Genomic DNA, 24,114 nt, shown 5'->3' on the forward strand with positions numbered 1-24,114 from the left:
GCACCGCAGCGCGCTGCGCCTCAAGCGGCTGCCGACGACCCCCGCACCACCAGCAGCCCCGGCAGCCGCAGCTGCCGAGCCGGCCCCTCGTGCCCCTGCAGCCGCTCGATCAGGCAGCGCGCCGCGCCCTGGCCGATGGCGTCGGTGGGCTGGGCGATCGCCGACAGGCCGGGGCCGATCAGCGAGGCCCAGTCGGGGTCGTCGAAGCCGACGAAGCCCAGCTCGGTGCCGAACTGCCATCCGAGCTGGCGCATGGCATGGGCGACGCGCAGCGTGACCACGGCATTGCCGGCCACCACCGCGGCCCGGCACCGCGTGCCCGCGCGCTTGCGCAGGGCGACCAGCGCGGCGAGCAGGGCCGCGTCGGCGCCGTCCGCGCTTTCGAAGACCTGGCCGGCCGTCGGTGCGCGCAGGCAGGCGCCGAAGGCCGTGGCGCGCTCGCGCCGGGTGCTGACGCCGGCGACGGGCTCGGTCACGTAGAGCAGCTCCTTCCAGCCGCCGGCCGTCAGGTGCTCGCAGACCTGGGCCATGGCGCCGGCGTTGTCCAGCGCCACGAAGTCGGCCGCCATGCCGGCGTGGCGACGGTCCACCAGCACCACGGGCTTGCCCTGGGCCGCGATGGCGTCGGGCACGCCGCTGCCGCGGCCCAGCGTGTTGAGGATGAAGCCATCGACCTGGTAGCCGGCCAGCGCGGCGATGGCCTCGCGTTCGCGCCCGGGCTCGTTGCCCAGGTTGAACAGCATCACGAGGTAGCCCGCTTCGCGGCAGGCCTGCTCGGCGCCGCGCAGCACGGCCACCGAGTAGGGGTTGGCGATGTCGGCCACGACCAGGCCGATCAGGCGCGAACGGCCGTGGCTCAGGGCCTGGGCCATGGGGCTGGGCGCATAGCCGAGCTGGGCGATGGCGGCCTCGACACGGGCCGCGATGTCGGGGCTCAGCAGGCGCTCGCGGTGGTTGAAGAAGCGCGAGACCGTGGCCTTGGAGACGCCGGCTGCGGCGGCCACGTCGGAGATGGTGGGGCGGCCCGGCGCTGCGCTCACACGCTGCCCTTGTCGTAACGTGCCGTCGGCGTCTCGCCCGCCAGTGCCTGCAGCAGGTTGGTGACGGCCAGCGCGGCCATGGCGTGGCGCGTCTCGGCCGTGGCCGAGCCGATGTGCGGCAGCGGCGTGACGCGCGGGTGGGTGCGCAGGGGCGAGTCCTGCGGCAGCGGCTCCTTGGCGAACACGTCCAGGCCGGCGGCGCGCAGGGGGCCGGCATCCAGCGCGGCCAGCAGCGCGGCCTCGTCGACGGTGGCGCCACGGCCCCCGTTGATGAAGATGCTGCCGGGCTTCATCTGCGCGAACACCTCGGCACCCAGCATGCCGCGCGTGGCGGGCGACAGCGGCAGCATGGCGACCACGAAGTCGGCGCGCGGCAGCAGTTCGGCCAGCGGCGTGTGCGTGGCGCGGCCCACGAGATCGGGCGCCTGCGTGGCCAGGTCTACCGGCCGGCGTGCGTGGTACAGCACCGGCATGCCGAAGCCCAGCGCGGCGCGGCGCGCGATGGCCTGGCCGATGCGGCCGAAGCCGAGCAGGCCCAGCGTCTTGTGGTGCACGTCCCAGCCGAACAGGTCTTCGCCGACATTCTTTTTCCACTGGCCTTCTCGCACCAGCGTGGCGAGCTCCACCACGCGGCGGCTGGTTGCCATGAGCAGCGCGAACACGGTGTCGGCCACGGTCTCGTCGAGCACGCCGGGCGTGTGGCACAGCACGATGCCGCGGCGCTCCAGCTCGGGCAGCGCGTAGTTGTCCACGCCGACGGAGACGCTGGAGATCACCTGCAGCTGCGGTGCGCGGTCCAGCAGCGCGGCGTCCACCGGGTGGCTGGAGCCGATCAGCGCGTGCGCCTGGGGCAGAGCGGCGTCGAAGGCGGCGAGGTCGTTCTTGGGGTCGGCCACGGTCACCTGGTGCACGGCCTGCAGGCGGGCGAGCTGGTCAGCCGGCAGCGCGCGAAAGACGAGGATGTTCTTCTTCATAGCCCGGCCTCGTCCAGTTGCGCCCGCGTCGGCAGGCCTTCGGTGTCGCCCAGCACCTGCACCGCACGTGCGCCGATCCACGCGCCGCGGCGCACGGCCTCGGGCACGCTCTTGCCCTCCAGCAAAGCGCTGATCACGCCGGCCGCGAAGCCGTCGCCCGCGCCCACCGTGTCGATGACCTTCTCGACCGGATAGCCCGGCACGCGGCCCGTGCCTTGCGTGTCGCTGTCGTAGTAAGCACCGTCGGCGCCCAGCTTCACGACGACCAGCTTGGCGCCCTGTGCGCGGTAAAACGCGGCCACGCGCTCGGGCTGCGTCTCGCCGGTCAGGATCTCGCCTTCCTCGATGCCGGGCAGCACCCAGTCGGCGCGCGCGGCCAGTGCGTTGATGGTGCTGCGCATCAAGTCCGTGCTGCCCCACAGGCCGGGCCGCAGGTTGGTGTCGAACGACACCGTGCGGCCGGCCTCGCGTGCGATCTCCATGGTGCGGATGGCGGTGGGCAGCGTGGTGGCCGAGATGGCCGGGAACACGCCGGTCGCGTGCAGGTGGCGCGCGCTGCGCAGCCAGGGCTCGTCGATATCGGCAGGCGACATGCGGCTGGCGGCCGAGCCCTTGCGGTGCGACTCGACCAGCGGGTCGCGGCCGTCCGTCACGCGTTCCTTGAACTGAAAGCCCGTGGTCTGCGCCGCATCGCACACCACGTGCGAGCAGTCGATGCCCTCGCCGCGCATGGCGGCCAACAGGTAGCGCGCCATGCTGTCGCTGCCCAGGCGGCTGGCCCAGCCCACCTTGAAGCCCAGGCGTGCCAGGCCGATGGCCACGTTGGTCTCAGCGCCGGCCGTGCGTTTGAGGAAGCCGGTGGCGTCTTCCAGGGGGCCGGGCCGGTCGGCGACCAGCAACATCATGGCTTCGCCGAACAGGGCGACGTCGAAGGCGTGGTGAGTCGTGGAGGTCATGCGTGTGAGCTCAAGATCTGGCCCAGGAATTGTCGGGTCTTCTCGTGCTGTGGCGCCTTGAAGAACTGCTCGGGCGGCGCCTGCTCGACGATGCGCCCTTCGGCCATGAAGATCACGCGGTCGGCCACGCTGCGCGCAAAGCCCATCTCGTGCGTGACGCACAGCATGGTCATGCCGTCTTCGGCCAGGCCGATCATGGTGTCCAGCACCTCCTTGACCATCTCCGGGTCCAGCGCAGAAGTGGGCTCGTCGAACAGCATGATCTTCGGGCTCATGCACAGCGCGCGCGCAATCGCCACGCGCTGCTGCTGGCCGCCCGAAAGTTGGCTGGGGTACTTGTTGGCCTGCTCGGGGATGCGCACGCGCGTGAGGTACTGCATGGCCACCTCTTCGGCCTCCTTCTGCGTCATGCCGCGCGAGCGCATGGGCGCCAGCGTGCAGTTCTGCAGGATGGTGAGGTGCGGAAACAGGTTGAACTGCTGGAACACCATGCCGACTTCGGCCCGCACGGCGTCCACGTTCTTGCCGCCCGCCGTGAGCTCGATGCCGTCCACGACGATCTTGCCCTGCTGCACGGTCTCCAGCCGGTTGATACAGCGGATGAGGGTGGACTTGCCCGAGCCCGACGGGCCGCAGACCACGATGCGTTCGCCAGCGCGCACCGACAGGTCGATGCCGGTCAGCACCTGGAACTGGCCGTACCACTTGTTGACGCCGGCCATCTCGATGATGGGGGCGCCGAGGGTGTGGACCTGCGACATCAGGAGTTCGGCATCGTGGGGAAATCCGTCCCCAGCCACTTTTGATACAGCTTGCCGAGTTCGCCGTTCTTCTTGTTGCGATCAACAAAGTCATCCAGCGTCTTCTTCAGCTCAGCCTGCCCCGGTCGCAACGCCACGCCCATTACCTGCTGGCGCAGATTGAACTTGTTCTCGTACGTGCCAGCCGGTGCGCGCTTGGCGATCTGCGCGGCCACCGTCGTGGAGCAGCCAATGGCATCGACCTGGCCCGACATCAGCGCCTGCATGGCAGAGGCGTCGTCGTCGAAGCGGCGGATCTCGGTGCCCTCGGGTGCGACGGCGGTCAGCGCCACGTCCTGCGTGCTGGCGCGGGCCACGCCGACCCGCTTGCCCTTGAGGTCGGCCGGCTCCTTCAATTGCACCTTGCTCACGCCGTACAGCACGATGGTGGCGGCCGCGTAGGGCGACGAGAAGTCGACCTGCTTGGCACGCTCGGGCGTGATGGCCAGCGAGGCGACCAGCACGTCGACCTTGTTGGTCAGCAGGAACGGGATGCGGTTTGGGCCGGTGACGGGCACGATGTTGGCCTTCACACCCAGGTCCTTGGCCAGCAGCTTGGCCACGTCGGCGTCGTAGCCGTCGGGCTGGTTCTGCGCGTTGGTCGTGCCGTAGGGCGGGAAGTCCACCAGCATGCCGATGGTGATCTCGCCCTTCTTCTTGATGTCGGCAATGCTCTGTGCGGCAGCGGGCAATGCGAAGGCAGCGGCGAGGGTCAGCGCCAGGGCGGCGCGGCGGGTGGTGGTCATGGTGGAGGTCTCCGGGGGGTTGAGAGGTCAGCGGGCGAGGGTGGCCGCACGGCGCTTTTCCATGCGGGTGGCCAGCAGCGACAGCGGCCAGCAGATCACGAAGTAGATGGCGGCCACGGTGGTGAACACATGCAGCGGCTGGAAAGTGGCGTTGTTGATGATCTGGCCGGCGCGCGTGATCTCGGCAAAGCCGATGATGGCCGCCAGCGACGTGCCCTTGATCACCTGCACCAGGTAGCCCACCGTGGGCGCCAGCGCGATCCGACCAGCTTGCGGCAGGATCACGTCGCGCATGCGGTCCAGGTACGACAGGTTCAGCGCCAGCGCCGCCTCGCGCTGCCCGCCCGGCACGGCCTGGATGCAGCCGCGCCAGATCTCGGCCAGGAAGGCGGCGGTGTTCAGCGTCAGCGCGATGCTGGCCGCCACCCAGGGGTTGATGTCCAGGCCCATGACCGGGAAGCCGAAGAAGATCAGGAACAGCTGCAGCAGCAGCGGCGTGCCCTGGAAGACCTGGATGAAGGCAGTGGCCAGCCCCTGCGCCGCGCGGCTCTCGCTGGTGCGCGCCAGCGCGACGAACAGGCCCAGCACGGCGCCGCCGATGAAGGCGATGGCCGACAGCGCCAAGGTCCACTTGGCGGCTTCGAGGATGAACAGGAACTCTGGGAGGCCGAAGGTACGCATGTCGTGGACTCCGGCTCAGCGCTTGTCGGGGTAGTTGAGGAACTGGCGGTGGATCAGCTTGAAGAGCGCCGAGAACGACAGCGCCAGCCCCAGGTAGATCAACGTCACGACGATGTAGATCTCGAAGCTGCGGAAGGTCTGCGACTGCAGCGTGGCGGCCACCGAGGTGAGGTCGTCCGCCGAGATCACCGAGACCACGGCCGAGGTCAGCATCAGCAGGATGAACTGGCTGGTGAGCGCCGGGTAGATCGCCTTGAGCGCGGGCTTGATGATGACGAAGCGGAAGATCTCCCAGCCCTTGAGGTTCAGCGCGCGGCCGGCCTCGATCTGGCCTTTGGGGATGGACTCGATGCCGGCGCGGATGATCTCGGTGGCATAGGCGCCCAGGTTCACCACCATGGCCGTCAGCGCGGCCTGGTAGGGCGACCAGCGCAGGCCGAAGGCCGGCAGCGCGAAGAAAAAGAAGAACAGCTGGACCAGGAAGGGCGTGTTGCGGATCAGCTCGATGTAGGCCTGGATGAGCAAGCGTAGCCACGCCGGGCCGCTGGTCTTGCCCCAGGCACCGAGCACCGCGACGACGAGGCCGAGCACGGTGGCCGTGAGCGAGAGCTGCACGGTGATCCACGTGCCCTTGAGCAGCAGGGGCCAGGCCGCAAAGACGGCGTCGAACTGGAATTGGTAATTCACGCCCCAAGTATGAAACCGGTTTCATTGCGGCGCGATAGGGGTTTGTGCGGATGTCCGCCGAGCCCACCGATTCGCGCGCAGACCGGCGCGCTACAGCCGCTTGGGCACCTTGTCGGCTTTGCGCTCCACCGGGTTCGCGGTGAGCCCGCTGGACGGGTAATGGCGCATGAATTCGTGGGCCTTCTCGACGCGCGCGTTGAGCCAGGCGTCGTACGCACCTTCGTTCAGGATGACCGGCATGCGCGCCTCGCTGCCATGCGGCTTGTAGCGGCGCAGCAGGGCGTGGCTGTCGGCGTTGACGGTGAGCAGCGTGTAGCTGGTCAGGGTGTTGCCGTCGGGCCCTGTCCACAGCGCCCACAGGCCGGCCACGCCCATGGGCTGGCCGTCGACACGGCTGATGCGCGTGGGCACGGTCTTGCCGTTGCGCAGGTCGTCCTCGAAGAAGGCCGTCATCGGCACGATGCAGCGCTGGCCTTGCAGCCAGGCGTCGCGGAAGGCGCGGGCGGTGGAGGCGAGCTCCGAGCGTGCGTTGACGAGTTTGGTGGCGCGCAGCTGGCCGTCGGACGCAGACTTGACCCAGTGCGGCACCAGGCCCCACTGCGCAGCCACCAGCGTGCGCGTGGGCGCGGCTGCTGGCTCGCCAGCGACTGCTGCTGCCACGGTGGTGGATGCGGAGCGAATGCACAGGCCCTGCTTGCGCGGCCACATGTCGCGGGGGGCGGGCGCATCGGGCGCAGGCACCGCGAAGGCATCGTGATAGTCCTGCGCCAGCGGCAGCGATTCGTAATGTGTGCTCATGCGCGATGGTATCGGCGGTGCCGCGTCACCACCGCCCAACATGCGGGCTGCGGCGCGGCGCGGGTTTGACACCCGCCGTCATCGCTGCGCCGTCACGGCGCTCTCACTCTGCCTTGGCGCCCGAGATGCGCACCTGCTCGGCCGCGGCCGGCATCTGGTCGACGACGAACTTCCAGAACTCGTCCACGCCCATCGGCTTGACCGGCAGCGAGCCCTGGTCGAGGAACTGCTTTTGCACGTCGGGGTTGCGCAGGGCCGTGGCCAGCGCCGCGTTCAGCTTGTCGAGCGCGGGGCGCGGCGTGCCGGCCGGAGCCACCAGGCCGTACCACGAGTCGGTGTAGAAGCCCTTGACGCCGGCCTCGTCGAAGGTGGGCACGTCGGGCAGGGCCGGGAGCCGCTGGCGCGCGGCCACCGCCAGCGGGCGCAGCTTGCCCGAGCGGATGAAGGACATGGCGCCCGTGGTCAGCACGAAGTCCACGCGGCCGGCCATGAGGTCGGTCATGGCCGGGGCCGTGCCCTTGAACGGAATGTGCGCGATGTCCACGCCCGCGATGCGTTTGAAGCTGGCGCCGGCCAGGTGCTGGCTGGAGCCCACGCCGCCAGAACCGTAATTGAGCTTGCCGGGATCGGCCTTGGCGGCCTTGAGCACATCGGCCACCGAGCGGAACGGCGAATCGGTCGGCACCAGCATCACGCTGGGCGAGGTGGTGATCATGCCGACGGGCGCGAAGTCCTTGACCGGGTCGTGGTTGAGCTTGGCGTACAGCGCGGAATTGAGGCCGTGCGAGGTGGCGGTGGCCAGCATGATGGTGCTGCCATCGGCCCGCGCGCGCGACACGGCGTCGCTGCCGATGTTGCCGCCTGCGCCGCCCTTGTTGTCGATCACGATGGACTGGCCCAGCGCCTCGGCCATGCGCTGCGCGGTGAGCCGCGCCACGTTGTCGGACGGGCCGCCTGCGGGCCAGCCGACCACCAGCGTGATGGGGCCTGCGGGGAGCTGTTGCGCCGCGGCGGGCAGGGCGGCGATGGCCAGAGTGAGTGCGGTGAAGTGGCGGCGGGAGAGCATGGGCATGGTTGAAGAAAGGAGGGGAGTGAGGTCAGGGCTTGTCCTGCCAGGGCAGCTCGCCCCAGAGCTTGCGAAAGCCGGCTTCGGTGCGTTCGAGTTCGGTCGCGTAGGCCGCGGGTGCCAGGTAGCGTAGCGGCGCGTACATGGCATCGGCCTGCTGCTTGAACTCCTTGTCGGCCGCGATGGCGGCCACGGCATCGACCAGCTTCTTGCGCACCGCCTCGGGCAGGCCCTTGGGGGCGGCCAGGCCGCGCAGCGACGCCAGCTCGATGTCGATGCCCTGTTCCCTGAAGGTCGGCACCGTGGGCGCCAGCGCCGAGCGCGTGGCGGCTGCCTGGCCCAGCAGGCGGATGGGCGTGCCGCCTTTCTGGTAGGCCAGCACCTCGCCCACGTTGATGGCGCCGATCACGATCTGCTGGCCCGTGGCGGCAGCGCGCACCTCGCCTGCGCCCTTGTAGGGCACGTGCGTCAGCTTCGTGCCGGTGGCGCGCTCGAACAGCAGCATGGCCAGGTGGTCGTCCGAGCCGGTGCCGGTCGTGCCCACGGTCACGGCGCCGGGGTTAGCCTTGGCGAAGGCCGCCAGGCCAGCCAGCGTGGTGATGGCGTTGCTGTTATGGATCGCGAAGCCACCCGGGTCGTCCACTAGGTTGCCCAGCAGGTCGTACTGGCTCCAGTGGAAGGTGCTCTTGCGCTCGATCGGGATGGTCAGCACGTTGGGCGTGTTGATGAAGCCGATGGTGTAGCCGTCTGGCTTGGCGCGCGCCAGTTCGCCGAAGCCGATGCCGCCACCCGCGCCGGGGCGGTTCAGCACCACGACGCTGCCGCCGAGCTGCTTCTCCAGGTGGCGGGCCAGCAGGCGCGCGACCAGGTCGGTGCCGCCGCCGGGGCCGTAGGCCACGATGAGCTCGATGGGCTTGCTGGGGTAGGCATCGGGCTGCGCGGCGGCCGGCAACGCGAAGGCGGTGGCGGCGATGCCGGCGCAGAGCGCGCGGCGGGTCAAGGTCTTGTTCATGCTTGTCTCCTTTTGTGTTCGTTCTCAGCGTGCCCGTGCTGCAGCAATGCGTTCGCGTGCGTGCGGCCACACGGCCGGGTTCACGAGCCGCGCGGGCTGCTCGCCATCGGCCAGCAGCTTCACGATCTGCGTGGCGGCCAGCGTGGCGTTGTTGCGCCGCGCCTCGTGCGTGACGCCGGCCGTGTGGAAGGTGGCGACGACGTTGGGCAACTGCAGCAGCGGGTGGTCAGGCGGCGGTGGTTCCTGGTCCCACACGTCGAGCCCGGCGCCGCCCAGGTGGCCGCTGGCCAGGGCGGCATGCAGGGCGGCCTCGTCATGGATGCCGCCGCGCGCCGTGCTCACGAAAATGCTGCCCGGCCGCATGGCGGCGAAAGCGGCAACGTTCATGAGGCCCAGCGTGCTGGCGTCGCGCGGGCAGTGCAGCGAGACGATGTCGGCGCGGCGCAGCAGTTCGTCGAAGCGCACGGCCTCGGCGCCGCGCGCGGCCATGGTGTCGGCGTCCAGCGCCGGGTCCACACCGATCACCTGCATGCCGAAGGCGCGGCCCAGCGCGGCGGCGCGGCGGCCGGCTTCGCCCACGCCCACCAGTCCCAGCGTGCGGCCGCGCAGCTCGTGGCCCATGAGGTCTTCTCGGCTGAAGCTGCGCGCGCTGCCATGGAGCAGGCTGTTGGATTCGGGGATGCGGCGCAGCACGGCCAGCATCAGGCCCAGCGCCATCTCGGCCACCGAGTCGGCATTGCCGCCGGCCTGGTTCATGACGAGTACGCCGGCCCGCGTGCAGGCCTCGATGTCGATGGTGTCGCAGCCCGATCCGCTGGAGGACACGGCCAGCAGCTGCGGGCAGCGCGCCAGCAGCTCGGCGGTGACGAACCAGTGGCGCGGCAGCTCGTCCTTGGCCGCCGTGATCTGCAGCACCTGGGCTTGGGCCAGCGCGGTCCAGGCGGCGTTGTCGTCGCCCTGCATGGCGCAGGTCTGCAGCGTGACGCCGGGGGCTTCGCCGACGATGCGGTCGAAGGCCGGATCCAGCCAGTAGTTGAAGCGGACGACCCGGATCACACAACGCCCTTCTCGCGCAGCGTGCGCATCACCCAGCTGCGGTCGGCGCGGCCTTCGGCGATCGCCTGCAGCGCATCGGCCTCCACGCGCTGGATGGCCTCGACGCGTGCCGCGATGTCTTCGGCCTCCTCGGGCGCGATCGCCAGCAGCCCGTCGCCGTCGCCGATCACGATGTCGCCGGGCCGCACCACCATGCCGTCGATGCTGACCGGCACATGCAGCTCGCCCGGGCCGTCTTTGTACGGGCCGCGGTGCGACACGCCGCGCGCGTAGACCGGCAGGGTGTGCTGCGCAATCGTGTCGCTGTCGCGAATCAGGCCGTCGATCACGATGCCGGCCGCGCCGCGCGCGATCAGCAGCGCCAGCATGATCTCGCCAATGATGGCGTTCGGCCCCACGCCGCCCGCATCGACCACGATCACGTCGCCGCTCTGGCAGGTGTCGATGGCCTGGTGCACCAACAGGTTGTCGCCGGGGCGTGTGCGCACGGTCAGCGCGCGGCCGGCCATCGCGCCGCTGCGCTGGTGGAACGGCCGCAGCGCCGAGGTGCCGGTGGTGCGGCTCATCGCATCGCTCACGTTGGCAACCTGGAAGCCCTGGTAGCGCGCCAGCAGTGCATCGCTGACCGTGGGCGCCGGGCGCGGGTGGAGGTGAAAGCCCTGGATCTTGCTCATGCGTGTGTCTCCGTGGAGGGGAAGTAGTCGCGCGGGTCCGCCACGGGGCGGATGCACGCGGGGGTGATCTGGTCCAGCCGCGTCAGGCCCAGCATGGCCATGTCGCGCGAAACCTCGTCGCGCAGCAGGCCGATGGCATGTGCCACGCCGGCCAGGCCGGCGACCGAGGCCGCGTAGTTGAATGGCCGGCCCACGAACACGCAGCGCGCGCCCAGCGCCAGCGCCTTCACGGCGTCGGTGCCGCGGCGCACGCCGCTGTCCAGCATCACGGGCAGGCCGGGCACGGCGCGCACGATGGCGGGCAGCACGCGCAGTGGCGCGACCACGCCGTCGAGCTGGCGGCCGCCATGGTTGGAGACGATGAGGCCGTCGGCACCGTGGTCGCGCGCGATCACGGCGTCCTCGGGCGTGAGGATGCCCTTGATGACCAGCGTGCCCGGCCAGCGCCGGCGGATGGCGGCCAGGTGCGTCCAGTTCAGGTGCGCGCGGTCCGAGAAGTCGCGCAGCACGTTGGCCGAGAGGATGGGTGCGCCGCGCGTGGCGTAGTTGTTCTCGAAGTGCGGCATGCCGTGGCGCAGCAGCGTGCGCACGAAGGTGCCCAGCAGCCAGCGCGGGTGGCTCATGCCCTGCCAGGCCAGCGACAGGCTGGGCTTGAGCGGCGTGGAGAAGCCGGCCCGCACGTTGTTCTCGCGGTTCGCGCCGACGGGCGTGTCCACCGTGATCACCAGCGTCTGCACGCCGGCCGCCTGCACGCGGGCCAGCAGCGCGTCGATCTGCGCCTGGTCGCCCGGCAGGTAGGCCTGGAACCAGGTCTGCGGCGCGGCGGCCATCACCTCTTCGAGCCGGATCAGCGACGAGCCGCTCATGATGGCCGGCACATTCGCCTGCTGCGCGGCCTGCGCCAGCACGATGTCGCCGCGGTAGGCCGACAGGGCCGAGATGCCCATGGGCGCCAGGCCGATGGGCGCGGCGTAGCGCCGGCCGAACAGCGCGAACGACAGGTCGCGCTGCGCCACGCCGGCCAGCACGCGCGGGCGAAAGGCCAGGTCGGCGAAGGCACGGCGGTTCTCGGCCAGGGAGTGGTTGTCTTCCACCGCGCCGCTCACGTAGGCCCAGATCGGGCGCGGCAGGTGGCGCTGGGCCAGGCGTTCGAAGTCGTCCAGCGACAGCACCCCGCGCAGGGCGCGCGGCAATGGTGCCGGCATGGCGGTGGCGGGAGCGGAGGGCAGGGCGACGCTGGACATGGCGGGCCACTGTAGCCAGCCCCTCGTTGAAGAAAAAGCGAAATAAAGAGAACGTTCGATTTCGCTTTAACGACAATGACGGCATGACCCTCAAGCAACTCGAAGCCTTCTACTGGGCCGCCACCTGCCTGAACTTCACGGTCGCGGCCGAGCGGGTGCATGTGTCCGTGTCCTCGCTGTCCAAGCGCATCGCCGAGCTGGAGGCCTCACTGGGCGTGCAACTGTTCGACCGCAGTGGCCGCGCCGCAGAGCTGACGACGCAGGGCGAGCAACTGCTGCCGCGCATCCGCGAGCTGCTGCATGGCGCGGCGCAGCTGCAGCAAGCGGCGGGCCGCACGGTGGGCCTGCAGGGCCGCTGCCGGCTGGGCTTCGGCGAATTGAGCGGCCTGACCTGGCTGCCCAGGCTGGTGCACAAGGTGGCCGAGCTGCACCCCGCGCTGCAGCTGGAGCCGCATGCCGACATCGGCCAGGTGCTGGAGCAGCGCATCGAAGGCGGCGAGCTCGACTGCGTGGTGATCGCCGGCCCGTCCTCGCGCAGCAGCCTGGCCTTCGAGAACGTGGCCCAGGTGCGCTTCGTCTGGGCCGCCAGCGATGCCTTCATCGCGCGCGCTGGCACCGACCACCCGCAGCGCCTGGTGCGCGAGCAGCTGCTGATCGCCTTGCCCGTGGGCTCGGGCGCCACGCGTACGCTGGACGACTGGCTGAGCCGCCACGGCCTGGCCGTGCAGCGCCGGCTCAGCTGCAACAGCTGGGGCGCGGTGGTCGGCATGGTGGCCGAGGGCCTGGGCTTTACCTACATGCCGCAGGGCTGGGCCGAGGCGCTGCAGGCGCGCGGCACCGTGCGCATCCTGTCGCGCGGCGGGGCGCTGGCGCCCTTGCAGTACACGGTGCAATGGCGGCGCGACGATGCCCGGCCCTTGATCACCGAGATGCGGGCGCTGATCAAGAGCGTCATCGACTTTCCGGCGCCGAGGTGTCTGAGCTGAGCGGTTGTTGGAGCGATCAGGCGGCGTTCGTTGGTCCCGCTGTCGATTTGGGCGAAGCGTCGATGGCGCTGCCCCGGTTGGTGCACAGCGGGCCTCGCAGCGCGGATTCCCTCACGGCCGCCAATCTTCCCCAGGCATGATCCGCCGCATGAACTCGTCAAACAGCGGTACGGTGAAAGCTGTGTCGCCGTGGCTGGGGCTCCAGACCATGCCCTTGGCAATCAATGCGCTGCGCACCGGTCCCAGTGCGCTGACTTCGCGCTTCAGGCATTCGGCGATTGCACCAGACCGATGGGGGCCAGGGCCAAGCTCGGACATGGCCCGCAGGTAGCGCTTTTCCTGTGGTGTCAGCCGGTCAAAGCGTACACGGAAGAAGCTCTCGTCGAGGGCCGCCACAGCCGTTGTGGTCGCAAGGTCTACATCGCTTTCCTCGATGGGGGAGGCATCTGCGGCCTCCCAGCTCCGCTGGCCCCATTCCTGCAGGAAGTAGGGGTAGCAGCGTGTGTCGGCCAGGATTCTCTCGACGGCATCGGCGGTGATTGCGGCGCCCTCCGCTTCGATCGGCTTGGTGATGGCGAGCGTTGCAGCGTCAGCGCTGAGCGGCCCGATCTCGGGAAATTCGAACAGGCGCTCGGCATAGGATTTCGCATCGCCCATACGCCCGCGCAGTTGCGGCAGGCCCGCGCCGACGAGCAGCACCGGCACGCGGCGCTGTGCGCAGCGGTGCATGGCAGTGATGAGCGCGGCCAGTTGGGGCTCGGCCACGTACTGGAGTTCGTCCACGAAGATCACCAGTGCCGTGCCAGCCGCCCTGGCCGCAGCGCCAGCGCTTTCCAGCAACTCCTGCAGATCGTGTTCGAGGTCGCCGTTGTCGGCAAGGCCGGCCTCGCCCTCGTAGTCGAGACCGACCTCGATGTCCGCGTATGTGATCTTCAAACCCTTGGCGAATCCGGCCAGTGCGCGCAGGCCGCGCACGGCCAGATCCTTGGCCTGCGCCAGCTTGCTCAGCCGCAGCAGTGCAACACGCAGTTGCGGCGCCAGCAGGGCGGGCAACGAGCGCTCCTCAGGGGCCTCGATGCGGATGGTGTGTACGCCAGAAGCCTCGGCGTCGTCGCGCATTCGGTCGAGCAGAACGGTCTTTCCGACGCCGCGCAAGCCAACAAGCATCAGACTGCGTGCGGACTTGCCGGCCCGCGTTCGTTCAATGGCGACACGCACGGCTTCGCGTAGCTCATCACGTCCAGCAAGTTCTGGAGGTGGCGAACCAGCGCCAGGGGCAAACGGGTTTTTGACGGCGTCCATGCGATGAATGTAGGGAATTTATGGAAATTATGCAACCATTGTAATTTTCCTAAAGTCCATATGTGGCGCGTTGTAAAACCGAAGGTGGAGGCGCCCCGAAGCCTGCCTTCCCCGTTTGGTCAAATTTAGACCTAACTTGGGTCTTGTGAGGCCAAAGCCTGCGACATAGTATCCGCCTGCGTTCCAAACAACAACCAGCAGGAGACACGGGCTTGACGCCTTGGCAGAGCATCACCGCCGACGAAATGCGTGTGCTGGAAGCGGCCTTCTGGGCGCCGAACAGCTCGCGCCACGATCTGGCGTCGCCCATGGGCTTCTCGCCCAGCAAGGGCAAGGCGCTGATCGCCGGGCTCATCGACCAGGGCCTGCTGGAAGAAGCCGGCCCCCAACCTTCCCAAGGCGGCCGCCCCGCCGAAACCCTGCGCCTGCACCATGGCCTGGGCCTGCTGCTGGGCGTGGACATCGGCGTCACCAGCCTCACGGTCGCCGTGCTGCGGCCCGACCTCACGCTGCTGGCCGAACACAGCGAGGCCATCGACGTGCGCCGCCAGGGCCCCGGCGTGGTGCTGGCGCGCGCGGCTGCGCTGATGCGCGAGCTGCTGGCGCGCTGCAAGGGCAAGCCGGCGCAGGTGCTGGGCATCGGAGTGGGCGTGCCCGGGCCGGTGAACTTCGAGGCCGGCCAGCTTGTGAGCCCGCCGCTGATGCCCGACTGGGACCAGTTCTCCATCCGCGACTTCCTGCGCGACGAGTACCGCGCGCCGGTGTTCGTGGACAACGACGTGAACCTCATGGCGCTGGGCGAGCTCTGGCGCCTCAAGCGCGGGCTGCCCAACTTCATCGTGATCAAGGTCGGCACCGGCATCGGCTGCGGCATCGTGTGCCACGGCAGCGTGTACCGCGGCGCCACGGGTTCGGCTGGCGATGTGGGCCACATCTGCGTGGACACCGAGGGCGAGCGCTGCCACTGCGGCAACCGCGGCTGCGTGGAGGCCATGGCCGCCGCGCCGGCCATCGTGCGGCAGGCGACTGCCGCGGCGGAGGCGGGCGAGAGCCCGGCGCTGGCGGCCGTGCTGGCCGAGCGCGGCGCGCTCGATGCCGAGGCCGTGGCTGCGGCCAGCCGCGCGGGCGATGCCGCCGCCAACCGCATCATCCAGCGCGCCGGCCACCTGATCGGCCAGATGCTGGCCTCCGTCGTCAACTTCTTCAACCCCTCGCATGTGTTCCTGGGCGGAGGCGTGACGCTGATCGGGCCTTTGTTCCTGGCCGCCGTGCGCCAAAGCGTCTACCAGCGCTCGTTAGCCCTGTCGACGCGCCACCTGGAGGTGCAATACGCGCCGTTGGCCGGGCAGGGCGGGGTGGTCGGCGCGGGTGCGCTGGCCTTGTGTGAAACCTTGCGTGCCCGGGGGGTAGCTCCATGACAGTTGCAGCAGAAGGCGTCGGCGTCGTCTTCGACCACATCGACAAATCCTTCGGCCCCGTGCAGGTGCTGCACGGCGTGCACTTCACGCTGGCGCCCGGCCGCGTGGTGGGACTCTTGGGCGAGAACGGTGCGGGCAAGTCCACGCTCATGAAGATCCTGGCCGGCCACGAGGCGCCCACCGGTGGCGTGCTGCGCATCAACGGGCAGGAGCGGCGGTTCAACGGCCCGCGCGACGCCGAGGCGCTGGGCATCGTGCTGATCCACCAGGAGTTCAACCTGGCGGACGACCTCACGGTGGCGCAGAACATGTTCCTGGGCCATGAGCGCCGCAAGGGCTGGTTCCTCGACGATGCCGCCATGGACCGCGAGGCCGCCGCCGCGCTCGCCGAGGTCGGCCTGGACGTGCCGCCCGCCACGCGCCTGCGCGAGCTGATCGTGGCCGAGAAGCAGCTCGTGGAAATCGCCAAGGCCATCGCGCGCAAGGCCCGGTTGCTCATCATGGACGAGCCCACGGCCACGCTGACGGCCAGCGAGACCGAGCGGCTGTTCGCCCTCATCGCCCAGCTGCGTGCCGATGGCGTGACCATCGTCTACATCTCGCACAAGCTCGACGAAGTGGAGCGCGTGACCGACGAGGTGGTCGTGATGCGAGACGGCCGCTTCATCACGCAGCAGAGCACGCAAGGCCTCACGCGCCACGCCATGGCCAACCTCATGGTCGGCCGCGAGATCGCCGACCTCTACCCCGCGCGCGATGCCCGCCCCACCACCGGCGCGCCGTCCCTGCGCGTGCAGGGCGTCACGGTGCCTGGCTGGGCCAACGACGTCGGGTTCGAAGTGCGGCCCGGCGAGATCCTGGGTTTCGCCGGCCTGGTGGGCGCGGGCCGCACCGAGCTGTTCGAAGGCCTGCTGGGCCTGCGCCCGGCGCAGGGCCAGGTCTTCATCGCCGAGCGTGCCGTGCCCGGCGACGGCGGCTGGCCCAACCCGCGCGCCGCGGCCGACGATGGCCTGACCTACCTCAGCGAAGACCGCAAGGGCAAGGGCCTGCACGTGCACATGGGCCTGCGCGAGAACTTGACGCTGATGGCCCTCAGCCGCTACGCCAGGCCCTGGCTCAAGCCGGCCGACGAACGCGCCGCGCTGGCCGAGGCCGTGCGCGAGTTCGGCATCCGCACCGGTTCGCTCGACGTGCCGGCCTCGGCCCTGTCCGGCGGCAACCAGCAGAAGCTGGCGCTGGCCCGCGTGCTGCACCCGGCCCCGCGCGTGGTGGTGCTGGACGAGCCCACGCGCGGCGTGGACGTGGGCGCCAAGCGCGAGATCTACGAGCTGGTGCAGCGCCTCGCGCGCGGCGGCCTGGCGGTGATCGTGGTCTCGTCCGAACTCATGGAGCTGATCGGCCTGGCGCACCGCGTGGCCGTGATGCGCGCCGGCCGGCTCGTCGCCATGCTCGATGCCGATGGCCTCTCCGAAGAAACCTTGATCGCCCATGCCACGGGTGCCGCGGAATGATGAACCCCCCAGTCTGCGCGCTGCGCGCTCCGCCAACCCCCCTCCGCTGCGCGAGGGGGGCGCACCCAGCGGCCTGGCAGAGCCAGGTCCGCGGGTGCACTGGCATGGCCTGCTCCGCGGCCTTAGACGCCGTGGCTGGCGATGCGCTGTTCTACACAAAGAAGGATTTCCATGTCGACCACTGAATCCCCCGCCACCACCCCGGCCTCTGCGGACAGCCGGCACGCCGCCACCGCCGCGCGCCGCAGCCGCTGGCTGCAGGGCTGGGGCCCGGTGTTGGGCCTGGTGCTGCTGTGCATCGCGGGCACGGCGCTCAACAGCGACTTCGCCACCTACGACAACGCCATGAACGTGCTCACGCGCACGGCCTTCATCGGCATCATCGCGGTGGGCATGTGCTTCGTGATCATCTCGGGCGGCATCGACCTGTCGGTGGGCTCCATGGCCGCTTTGATCGCGGGCTGCGTGATCATGTTCATCAACGCCATGGGGCCGCTGACCGGCTCGCCCATGCTGGCCGTGGTGCTGGGCGCCACGCTGGCGGTGGTGCTGGGCGCGGCCTTCGGCCTGGCGCATGGCCTGCTCATCACCAAGGGCCGTATCGAGCCCTTCATCGTGACGCTGGGCACGCTGGGCATCTTCCGCGCCTACCTGACCTGGGCGGCCGATGGCGGCGCGATCACGCTGGACAACGACCTGTCGGACCTGTACGCGCCGGTCTACTACGCGAGCTTCATCGGTGTGCCCGTGCCGGTGTGGGTGTTCCTGCTGGTCGCCATTGTCGGCGGCGTGATCCTGAACCGCACGGCCTACGGCCGCTACGTGCAGGCCATCGGCTCGAACGAACAGGTGGCCCGTTACGCCGCCGTGGCGGTGGACCGCGTGAAGATCCAGACCTACATGCTGCTGGGCATCTGCGTGGGCATCGCCACGCTGCTGTACGTGCCGCGCCTGGGCTCGGCCTCGCCGACCACGGGGCTCTTGTGGGAGCTCGAGGCCATCGCCGCCGTGATCGTGGGCGGCACCGCGCTCAAGGGCGGCGCGGGCAGCATCACCGGCACCGTGGTCGGCGCCGTGCTGCTCTCCGTCATCAGCAACATCCTGAACCTGACCAGCATCATCAGCGTCTACCTGAACGCGGCGGTGCAGGGCTTCGTGATCATCGTCGTGGCCTTTCTTCAACGTGGCCGCCGTTGAGTTTTTCCCAACCAACCCAAGGAGACTTCGCATGATTTCCAGACGCCTCACCCTGACGGCCATCGCCGCCGCCACCTTCGCCCTGCCCGCCCTGGCCGCCGAGAAGGTGCACCTCGGCGTGTCCATCCCGGCCGCCACCCACAGCTTCATGGGCGGCATCAACTACTGGGCCAACGAGGCCAAGAAGGAACTCGAGAAGACGCACAAGGACCTGAAGATCACGATCAAGACGGCAGCCAACGCGCCCGAGCAGGCCAACCAGCTGCAGGACCTGTCCACCGTCTCCAAGATCAATGCGCTGGTCGTCTTCCCGTTCGAATCGGCCGCGTTGACCAAGCCGGTCGCCCAGGTCAAGGCCAAGGGCGCCTACGTGACCGTGGTCGACCGCGGCCTCACGGACACCAGCGCGCAGGACGCCTATGTGGCCGGCGACAACACGGCCTTCGGCAAGATCCCGGCCGAGTACATCGTCAAGGCGCTGGGCGGCAAGGGCAACGTGGTGGCGCTGCGCGGCATTGCGACCACGCTGGACAACGAGCGCATGGACGCCTTCAACGCGGTGCTGAAGAACCACCCCGACATCAAGCTGCTGGACGCCAAATACGCCAACTGGAACCGCGACGACGCCTTCAAGGTCACGCAGGACTACTTGACGCGCTTCAAGCAGATCGACGCGATCTGGGCGGCGGACGACGACATGGCCGTGGGCGTGCTCAAGGCCATCGACCAGGCCAAGCGCAACGACATCAAGGTGGTGTTCGGCGGCGCGGGCGCCAAGGGCATGGTCAAGACCATCATGGACGGCAAGGACCCACGCATCGCGGCCGATGTGAGCTACTCGCCCAAATTCATCTACGACGCGATCAAGCTGACGGCCGAGGCGCGGCTCAAGGGCGAGAAGCTGCCGGCGACGACCATCATTCCGTCGGTGCTGATCACCAAGGACAACGCCAAGGAGTTCTACCACCCGAACTCGCCGTTCTGAGTCTCTTGCTCCCTCGCCCCCTTGGGGGAGAGGGTTGGGGTGAGGGGGGTGCCGCGGCCGCCAGCCCTCACCTCAGCCCTCTCCCAGTGGGAGAGGGAGCAAGCCCCGCAACACCGGACCTCCGCATGAAAACCATCCAAGGCCCCGCCATCTTCCTGGCCCAGTTCCTGGGCGATGCCGCGCCGTTCGACACGCTGGACCACCTGGGCACCTGGGCCGCGGGCCTGGGCTACGAGGGCGTGCAGCTGCCCACGGCGCCGCACATCATCGACCTGGAAAGGGCGGCAGGCAGCCAGACCTATTGCGATGAAGTGGCCGGCACGCTCAAAGCCCACGGCCTGCAGATCACCGAGCTGTCGACGCACCTGCAGGGCCAGCTCGTCGCCGTGCACCCGGCCTACGACAGCCTGTTCGACGGCTTCGCGCCCGAGGCCGTGCGCGGCAAGCCGGCCGCGCGCACGGAGTGGGCCGTGCGCCAGATGCACCTGGCGGCCGAGGCCTCCGAGCGGCTGGGGCTGAAGGCCAGCGCCACGTTCTCGGGCGCGCTGGCCTGGCCTTATCTCTACCCGTGGCCGCAGCGCCCGGCCGGCCTCGTCGAAGAAGCCTTCGCCGAACTGGCCAAGCGCTGGCGCCCCATCCTCGACAAGTTCGACCAGCACGGCGTGGACGCGGCCTTCGAGCTGCACCCCGGCGAAGACCTGCACGACGGCGTGACGTTCGAGCGCTTCCTGGAATCGGTGGGCAACCACCAGCGCGCCAACATCCTCTACGACCCCAGCCACTTCGTGCTGCAGCAGCTCGATTACCTGGCCTTCATCGACATTTACCACCCGCGCATCAAGGCCTTCCACGTGAAGGACGCCGAGTTCCGGCCCACAGGCCGGCAAGGCGTGTACGGCGGCTACTCGGGCTGGGTCGACCGGGCCGGGCGCTTCCGCTCGCTGGGCGACGGGCAGGTGGACTTCGGCGCGATCTTCTCCAAGATGGCCCAGTACGACTTTGAAGGCTGGGCCGTGCTCGAATGGGAATGCGCGCTCAAGCATCCCGAAGACGGCGCGCGCGAGGGCGCGGAGTTCATCCGCCGCCACATCATCCGCGTGGCCGAGCGCGCGTTCGACGACTTCGCCGGCAGCGGCGTGGACCGCGCTTCCGTGCGCCAGCTGATGGGAATCGACCGATGACGCGCCGTTTGCGACTGGCCATGCTCGGCGGCGGCGAGGGCGCCTTCATCGGCGCCGTGCACCGCATCGCCGCGCGGCTGGACGACCGCTACGAACTGGTGGCCGCCGCGCTGTCGTCCAACCCGGAACGCGCCGCCACGAGCGCCGCCGCCATCAACTTACCCTTTGATCGCAGCTACGCCGACTGGCGCGAACTCATCCGCGCCGAGGCCGCCCGGCCAGATGGCGCCGAGGTCGTGGCCATCGTCACGCCCAACCACCTGCATGCCCCCATGGCCAGCGCCGCGCTGCAGGCCGGCCTGCATGTGATCTGCGACAAGCCGCTTGCCGTGTCGCTGGCCGAGGGAGAAGAACTCGCGCGCCTGGCCAGGCAGCACGACCGCGTGTTCGCGCTGACCCATCCCTACGCTGGCTACCCCATGGTGCGCCACGCGCGGCACCTGGTGGCCAGCGGCGCACTGGGCGAGATACGCCTCGTGCAGGCCGAGTACCAGCAAGACTGGCTGACCCGCGCCGAAGAGCAGACCGGCAACAAGCAGGCCGCCTGGCGCGCCGACCCGGCCCAGGCCGGCCCGGCCGGCTGCCTGGGCGACATCGGCACGCATGCCTACCAGCTCGCCTGCTTCGTCACCGGCATGGTGCCCCGCCAGCTGGCCGCCGAGCTCACGAGCTTCGTGCCCGGCCGCGTGCTGGACGACCACGTGCAGATGATGCTGCGCTATGCCAACGGCGCACGCGGCCTGCTGTGGGCCAGCCAGGTCGCGGCCGGCTGCGAGAACGCGCTGCGCCTGCGGGTGTTCGGCACCGAGGCCTCCATCGCGTTCGACCAGGAACATCCCAACGAACTCTGGTTCACGCCGCTCGCCGGGGCCGCGCAGAAGCTCACGCGCGGCCGGGCCGGCAGCGCCGCTGCGCAGCACGCCACGCGTGTGCCGGCCGGCCATCCCGAGGGCTACCTGGAAGCCTTCGCCCAGGTCTACAGCGACGCGGCCGAGCTGATCCTGGCGCGCACAGAGGGCCGCGCGGCCGATGCGCTGGCGCTGGATGTGGCGACAGTGGAGGACGGCGTGTCCGGCCACCGCTTCATCGACGCGGTATTGAAGAGCCACGCCGCCGACGGGCGCTGGATCGACCTGGGCTGAACGCGGGTTCGCAGCCCCGGAAAAGCCCGCTAGGGCCGCTGCGCACGGCCACTACACTGCCCACGCTCTCAACGCGCGCATTGCCATGTCCCGATCCCCTGCGAACCCTCCACGCGCTGGCGCCAATCGGCGGACCTCGGACTTCCTGGACCAACTGGCCGAGCGCGTGAAGTCCATCTCAGCCCCTGGTGAGGTGATGCGTTTGACGGCGCAGTTGCTGGGCCAACACCTGGGTGCCAGCCGCTGTGCCTATGCCCATGTCGAGGCCGACCAGGACCACTTCGAGCTGTTCGGCGACTACAACGACGGCGTGCCGAGCATCGTGGGCCGCTATGCCTTCAGCGACTTCGGCACCGTCGTGCGCGACCTCATGCGAGCCGACCGTGTCTACATCAACCACGACGTCGACCATGACCCGCGCACCGCCGGCTCCGACCTGTCGGCCTACCGCGCCACGCGCATCCAGTCCGTGGTCTGCGTGCCGCTGCACCGCGACGGCCGGTTCGTCGCGGGGATGGCCGTGCACCAGGCCCAGCCCCGCACCTGGCAGGAGCAGGAGATCCGGCTCGTGCAGAGCGTGGTCGCTCGCTGCTGGGAGTCGCTGGAGCGCCTGCGCGCCGAAGGCGCCCTGCGCGACGCCAACCAGCGGCTGAGCCTGGCGCTGGCCGCTGGCAACCTGGGCGACTGGAGCTGGGATGCCGCGACCGACCAGATGACGCTGAGCGACGTGGCCGCGCGGCTGTACGGCCTTGCGCCCGGCAGCAGCTGGACCCGCTCCGCCATGCGCCGGCTGCTGCACCGGGACGACCGCGAGCCGGCGCGGCTGGCCGCGCTGTGGGCCGCCCAGACCGGCGGGCTGTACGACATCGAGTACCGCGTCCCGCGGCCCGATGGCCAGCGCTGGGTGGCGGTGCAGGGCAAACCCACGTTCGCGCGCGACGGCACGCTGACCGGCATGATCGGCGTCGTGCGCGACATCACCGAACGCCGCGCCGCCGACGAGCGCGCGCGCAACGAGACCCAGATGCTCGAGCTGCTCAACCAGACCGGCGCCGCGCTGGCCGCCGAGCTGGACATCGACACCCTGCTGCAGCGCGTGACCGACGCCGCCACACAGCTTACCCAGGCCCGCTTCGGCGCCTTCTTCTACAACGGCACGGACGAGCAGGGCGAGGCCTACCTGCTCTACGCGCTGTCGGGTGCGCCCCAGGCAGCCTTCGAGCGCTTCGGTCACCCGCGCCCCACCGCACTGTTCGGCCCCACCTTCAAGGGCGGCCCGCTGATCCGCAGCGACGACATCACGCAAGACCCGCGCTACGGCCAGTGGGGCCCGCACCATGGCATGCCACCCGGCCACCTGCCGGTGCGCAGCTACCTGGCCGTGGCCGTGAGCTCGCGCACGGGCGAGGTGTTCGGCGGCCTGTTCTTCGGCCATCCCGATGTCGGCGTATTCGACGAACGGGCCGAGCGCCTGGCCATGGGCATTGCCGGGCAGGCCGGCATCGCCATCGACAACGCGCGGCTGTACGCCGACGTGCAGCGCGCCAGCGCCCTGAAGGACGAGTTCCTGGCCACGCTGTCGCACGAGTTGCGCACGCCGCTGTCGGCCATCCTGGGCTGGGTGCACATCCTGCGGCGCAAGTACCCCACGCCCGATGCCGACCTGCGCAAGGGCATCGACGTGATCGAGCGCAATGCGCGGGCCCAGACCCAGCTCATCGAAGACCTGCTGGACATGAGCCGCATCACTTCGGGCAAGCTGGAACTGCAGATGCAGCCGCTGGACCCGCGGGCCTTCGTCGAGGCGGCCGTCGAGACCATCCGCCCCACCGCGCAGGTCAAGGGCGTGGGCCTGCAATGCGTGCTCGATGCCGCGGCCGGGCGCGTGGCAGGCGACCCCGTGCGGCTGCAGCAGGTGGTCTGGAACCTGTTGTCGAACGCGGTCAAGTTCACGCCGCGCGGCGGCGCGGTGCAGGTGCGCATGGCGCTGGTGGACGGCTCGATCGAGATCGGCGTGAGCGACACCGGCATCGGCATCCGGCCCGAACTCCTATCGCTGATCTTCGACCGCTTCCGCCAGGGCGACGGCTCGATCACGCGCCGCTTCGGTGGTCTGGGCCTGGGGCTGGCCATCGTGCGCCAGCTCGTGGAGCTGCATGGCGGCACGGTGCACGCGCGCAGCGCGGGCGAGGGCGCAGGCAGCGATTTCCTCGTGCGCCTGCCGGCACAGACCGTTTCGGGCGCCGCGGTGGACCTGGCGCACACAGTGCCCACGGCGGCCAGCGCGGAGTTGGCCGGCTTGCGCGTGCTGGTGGTGGACGACGAGGCCGATGCGCGCGAACTGCTGCAGCTGCTGCTGACCGACTATGGCGCCCAGGTCCTGCTGGCCGACGGCGCCGAGGCTGCACTGCAGGCCATCGCCGAGCAGCGGCCCGACGTGCTGGTGTCCGACATCGGCATGCCCGGCGTCGATGGCTACGAGTTGCTGCGCCGCGCGCGCGCCCAGGGTGCGGCGCTGCCGGCCATCGCCCTGACCGCCTTCGCCAGTGCGGACGACCGCGTGCGTGCGCTGCGCGCCGGCTACCGCGCCCATGTGGCCAAGCCCGTGGAGCCGGCCGAGATCGTGGCGACGATCGTGAGCGCTGTCGGCCGCTAGCG

General features: G+C 69.9%; 22 protein-coding genes. 8 read left to right on the plus strand and 14 right to left on the minus strand.

From position 1 onward, the window contains the following. Positions 1-20: 20 nt before the first annotated feature. The 13 genes from ASF43_RS24910 to ASF43_RS24970 form a co-directional block, all read right to left on the minus strand. Entirely contained in the window at positions 21-1,040 is a 1,020-nt protein-coding gene (locus ASF43_RS24910; protein WP_056187317.1) for a LacI family DNA-binding transcriptional regulator, read from the minus strand. After that, positions 1,037-2,014, minus strand: coding sequence for a D-glycerate dehydrogenase (locus tag ASF43_RS24915; protein ID WP_056187320.1), 978 nt, complete (start codon positions 2,012-2,014; stop codon positions 1,037-1,039). Before ASF43_RS24915 ends, ASF43_RS24910 begins: the two co-directional genes overlap by 4 nt. Next, the gene (locus ASF43_RS24920) at positions 2,011-2,970 is read right to left on the minus strand and encodes a sugar kinase (RefSeq protein WP_056187323.1); all 960 of its coding nucleotides are present in this window, start codon (positions 2,968-2,970) and stop codon (positions 2,011-2,013) included. Before ASF43_RS24920 ends, ASF43_RS24915 begins: the two co-directional genes overlap by 4 nt. Then, positions 2,967-3,731, minus strand: coding sequence for an amino acid ABC transporter ATP-binding protein (locus ASF43_RS24925; RefSeq protein WP_056187327.1), 765 nt, complete (start codon positions 3,729-3,731; stop codon positions 2,967-2,969). The genes ASF43_RS24920 and ASF43_RS24925 overlap by 4 nt, the downstream gene beginning before the upstream one ends. Next, positions 3,731-4,516 (minus strand): transporter substrate-binding domain-containing protein, encoded by a 786-nt coding sequence (locus ASF43_RS24930; RefSeq protein ID WP_056187330.1) that lies wholly within the window; start codon positions 4,514-4,516, stop codon positions 3,731-3,733. Before ASF43_RS24930 ends, ASF43_RS24925 begins: the two co-directional genes overlap by 1 nt. 27 nt (positions 4,517-4,543) lie before the next feature. Beyond that, positions 4,544-5,197: an amino acid ABC transporter permease gene (locus ASF43_RS24935; protein ID WP_056187333.1), complete on the minus strand. Its 654-nt coding sequence runs from the start codon at positions 5,195-5,197 to the stop codon at positions 4,544-4,546. A gap of 15 nt (positions 5,198-5,212) precedes the next feature. Continuing rightward, complete coding sequence (locus ASF43_RS24940; protein WP_056187336.1) at positions 5,213-5,884, minus strand: amino acid ABC transporter permease; 672 nt, start codon at positions 5,882-5,884, stop codon at positions 5,213-5,215. Positions 5,885-5,974: 90 nt separating this feature from the next. Further along, a complete protein-coding gene (locus ASF43_RS24945) occupies positions 5,975-6,682 on the minus strand; it encodes an SOS response-associated peptidase (RefSeq protein ID WP_056187338.1) in 708 nt (235 codons plus the stop codon). Between the two features lie 103 nt (positions 6,683-6,785). Then, positions 6,786-7,754, minus strand: a complete 969-nt coding sequence (locus ASF43_RS24950) for a tripartite tricarboxylate transporter substrate binding protein (RefSeq protein WP_056187341.1) — start codon at positions 7,752-7,754, stop codon at positions 6,786-6,788. A gap of 25 nt (positions 7,755-7,779) precedes the next feature. Beyond that, positions 7,780-8,760, minus strand: a complete 981-nt coding sequence (locus tag ASF43_RS24955; RefSeq protein ID WP_056187343.1) for a tripartite tricarboxylate transporter substrate binding protein — start codon at positions 8,758-8,760, stop codon at positions 7,780-7,782. A 24-nt stretch (positions 8,761-8,784) separates the two neighbouring features. Continuing rightward, the gene (locus ASF43_RS24960; RefSeq protein ID WP_056187346.1) at positions 8,785-9,816 is read right to left on the minus strand and encodes a hydroxyacid dehydrogenase; all 1,032 of its coding nucleotides are present in this window, start codon (positions 9,814-9,816) and stop codon (positions 8,785-8,787) included. Then, on the minus strand, positions 9,813-10,490 hold the full coding sequence (locus tag ASF43_RS24965) for an RraA family protein (RefSeq protein ID WP_056187349.1): 678 nt from the start codon (positions 10,488-10,490) through the stop codon (positions 9,813-9,815). The genes ASF43_RS24960 and ASF43_RS24965 overlap by 4 nt, the downstream gene beginning before the upstream one ends. Beyond that, positions 10,487-11,734 carry an alpha-hydroxy acid oxidase gene (locus ASF43_RS24970; RefSeq protein ID WP_056187353.1) on the minus strand — a complete coding sequence of 416 codons (1,248 nt, stop codon included), beginning with the start codon at positions 11,732-11,734 and terminating at the stop codon, positions 10,487-10,489. Before ASF43_RS24970 ends, ASF43_RS24965 begins: the two co-directional genes overlap by 4 nt. An 83-nt stretch (positions 11,735-11,817) precedes the next feature. On the opposite strand from ASF43_RS24970, the gene ASF43_RS24975 reads away from it, so the two are divergent. After that, the gene (locus ASF43_RS24975; protein ID WP_056187355.1) at positions 11,818-12,720 is read left to right on the plus strand and encodes a LysR family transcriptional regulator; all 903 of its coding nucleotides are present in this window, start codon (positions 11,818-11,820) and stop codon (positions 12,718-12,720) included. A 111-nt stretch (positions 12,721-12,831) separates the two neighbouring features. Here the strand turns inward: ASF43_RS24975 and ASF43_RS24980 are convergent, their stop codons facing one another. Further along, on the minus strand, positions 12,832-14,022 hold the full coding sequence (locus ASF43_RS24980) for an ATP-binding protein (protein WP_056187358.1): 1,191 nt from the start codon (positions 14,020-14,022) through the stop codon (positions 12,832-12,834). 245 nt (positions 14,023-14,267) lie between these two features. Between ASF43_RS24980 and ASF43_RS24985 the strand changes: the two genes are divergently transcribed. From ASF43_RS24985 to ASF43_RS25015, 7 genes are all read left to right on the plus strand, one after another. After that, a complete protein-coding gene (locus tag ASF43_RS24985) occupies positions 14,268-15,440 on the plus strand; it encodes an ROK family protein (RefSeq protein ID WP_056187494.1) in 1,173 nt (390 codons plus the stop codon). Next, positions 15,437-16,951, plus strand: a complete 1,515-nt coding sequence (locus ASF43_RS24990; protein ID WP_056187362.1) for a sugar ABC transporter ATP-binding protein — start codon at positions 15,437-15,439, stop codon at positions 16,949-16,951. Before ASF43_RS24985 ends, ASF43_RS24990 begins: the two co-directional genes overlap by 4 nt. Before the next feature lie 171 nt (positions 16,952-17,122). After that, positions 17,123-18,148 carry an ABC transporter permease gene (locus ASF43_RS24995; RefSeq protein WP_056187363.1) on the plus strand — a complete coding sequence of 342 codons (1,026 nt, stop codon included), beginning with the start codon at positions 17,123-17,125 and terminating at the stop codon, positions 18,146-18,148. A gap of 31 nt (positions 18,149-18,179) precedes the next feature. Continuing rightward, positions 18,180-19,133 carry a substrate-binding domain-containing protein gene (locus ASF43_RS25000; RefSeq protein ID WP_056187366.1) on the plus strand — a complete coding sequence of 318 codons (954 nt, stop codon included), beginning with the start codon at positions 18,180-18,182 and terminating at the stop codon, positions 19,131-19,133. A 125-nt stretch (positions 19,134-19,258) separates the two neighbouring features. Next, entirely contained in the window at positions 19,259-20,314 is a 1,056-nt protein-coding gene (locus ASF43_RS25005) for a sugar phosphate isomerase/epimerase (protein WP_056187369.1), read from the plus strand. Beyond that, the gene (locus tag ASF43_RS25010) at positions 20,311-21,456 is read left to right on the plus strand and encodes a Gfo/Idh/MocA family protein (protein WP_056187372.1); all 1,146 of its coding nucleotides are present in this window, start codon (positions 20,311-20,313) and stop codon (positions 21,454-21,456) included. Before ASF43_RS25005 ends, ASF43_RS25010 begins: the two co-directional genes overlap by 4 nt. Before the next feature lie 85 nt (positions 21,457-21,541). Further along, the gene (locus ASF43_RS25015) at positions 21,542-24,112 is read left to right on the plus strand and encodes a GAF domain-containing hybrid sensor histidine kinase/response regulator (protein WP_082498154.1); all 2,571 of its coding nucleotides are present in this window, start codon (positions 21,542-21,544) and stop codon (positions 24,110-24,112) included. Positions 24,113-24,114: the final 2 nt, after the last annotated feature.

This window comes from Pseudorhodoferax sp. Leaf267 (assembly GCF_001422405.1).
Taxonomy (GTDB): Bacteria; Pseudomonadota; Gammaproteobacteria; order Burkholderiales; family Burkholderiaceae_C; genus Pseudorhodoferax.

Excerpts from the sequence above, each read along its gene's own strand:
- ASF43_RS24965 (WP_056187349.1), bottom strand. The coding sequence starts at position 10,490 with ATGAGCAAGATCCAGGGCTTTCACCTCCACCCGCGCCCGGCGCCCACG.
- ASF43_RS24955 (WP_056187343.1), bottom strand. The coding sequence starts at position 8,760 with ATGAACAAGACCTTGACCCGCCGCGCGCTCTGCGCCGGCATCGCCGCC.
- ASF43_RS24995 (WP_056187363.1), top strand. The coding sequence starts at position 17,123 with ATGTCGACCACTGAATCCCCCGCCACCACCCCGGCCTCTGCGGACAGC.
- ASF43_RS24970 (WP_056187353.1), bottom strand. The coding sequence starts at position 11,734 with ATGTCCAGCGTCGCCCTGCCCTCCGCTCCCGCCACCGCCATGCCGGCA.
- ASF43_RS24920 (WP_056187323.1), bottom strand. The coding sequence starts at position 2,970 with ATGACCTCCACGACTCACCACGCCTTCGACGTCGCCCTGTTCGGCGAA.
- ASF43_RS24990 (WP_056187362.1), top strand. The coding sequence starts at position 15,437 with ATGACAGTTGCAGCAGAAGGCGTCGGCGTCGTCTTCGACCACATCGAC.
- ASF43_RS25000 (WP_056187366.1), top strand. The coding sequence starts at position 18,180 with ATGATTTCCAGACGCCTCACCCTGACGGCCATCGCCGCCGCCACCTTC.
- ASF43_RS25005 (WP_056187369.1), top strand. The coding sequence starts at position 19,259 with ATGAAAACCATCCAAGGCCCCGCCATCTTCCTGGCCCAGTTCCTGGGC.
- ASF43_RS25010 (WP_056187372.1), top strand. The coding sequence starts at position 20,311 with ATGACGCGCCGTTTGCGACTGGCCATGCTCGGCGGCGGCGAGGGCGCC.
- ASF43_RS24980 (WP_056187358.1), bottom strand. The coding sequence starts at position 14,022 with ATGGACGCCGTCAAAAACCCGTTTGCCCCTGGCGCTGGTTCGCCACCT.
- ASF43_RS24985 (WP_056187494.1), top strand. The coding sequence starts at position 14,268 with ATGCGTGTGCTGGAAGCGGCCTTCTGGGCGCCGAACAGCTCGCGCCAC.
- ASF43_RS24915 (WP_056187320.1), bottom strand. The coding sequence starts at position 2,014 with ATGAAGAAGAACATCCTCGTCTTTCGCGCGCTGCCGGCTGACCAGCTC.
- ASF43_RS24930 (WP_056187330.1), bottom strand. The coding sequence starts at position 4,516 with ATGACCACCACCCGCCGCGCCGCCCTGGCGCTGACCCTCGCCGCTGCC.
- ASF43_RS24975 (WP_056187355.1), top strand. The coding sequence starts at position 11,818 with ATGACCCTCAAGCAACTCGAAGCCTTCTACTGGGCCGCCACCTGCCTG.
- ASF43_RS24935 (WP_056187333.1), bottom strand. The coding sequence starts at position 5,197 with ATGCGTACCTTCGGCCTCCCAGAGTTCCTGTTCATCCTCGAAGCCGCC.
- ASF43_RS24950 (WP_056187341.1), bottom strand. The coding sequence starts at position 7,754 with ATGCCCATGCTCTCCCGCCGCCACTTCACCGCACTCACTCTGGCCATC.
- ASF43_RS24925 (WP_056187327.1), bottom strand. The coding sequence starts at position 3,731 with ATGTCGCAGGTCCACACCCTCGGCGCCCCCATCATCGAGATGGCCGGC.
- ASF43_RS24945 (WP_056187338.1), bottom strand. The coding sequence starts at position 6,682 with ATGAGCACACATTACGAATCGCTGCCGCTGGCGCAGGACTATCACGAT.
- ASF43_RS25015 (WP_082498154.1), top strand. The coding sequence starts at position 21,542 with ATGTCCCGATCCCCTGCGAACCCTCCACGCGCTGGCGCCAATCGGCGG.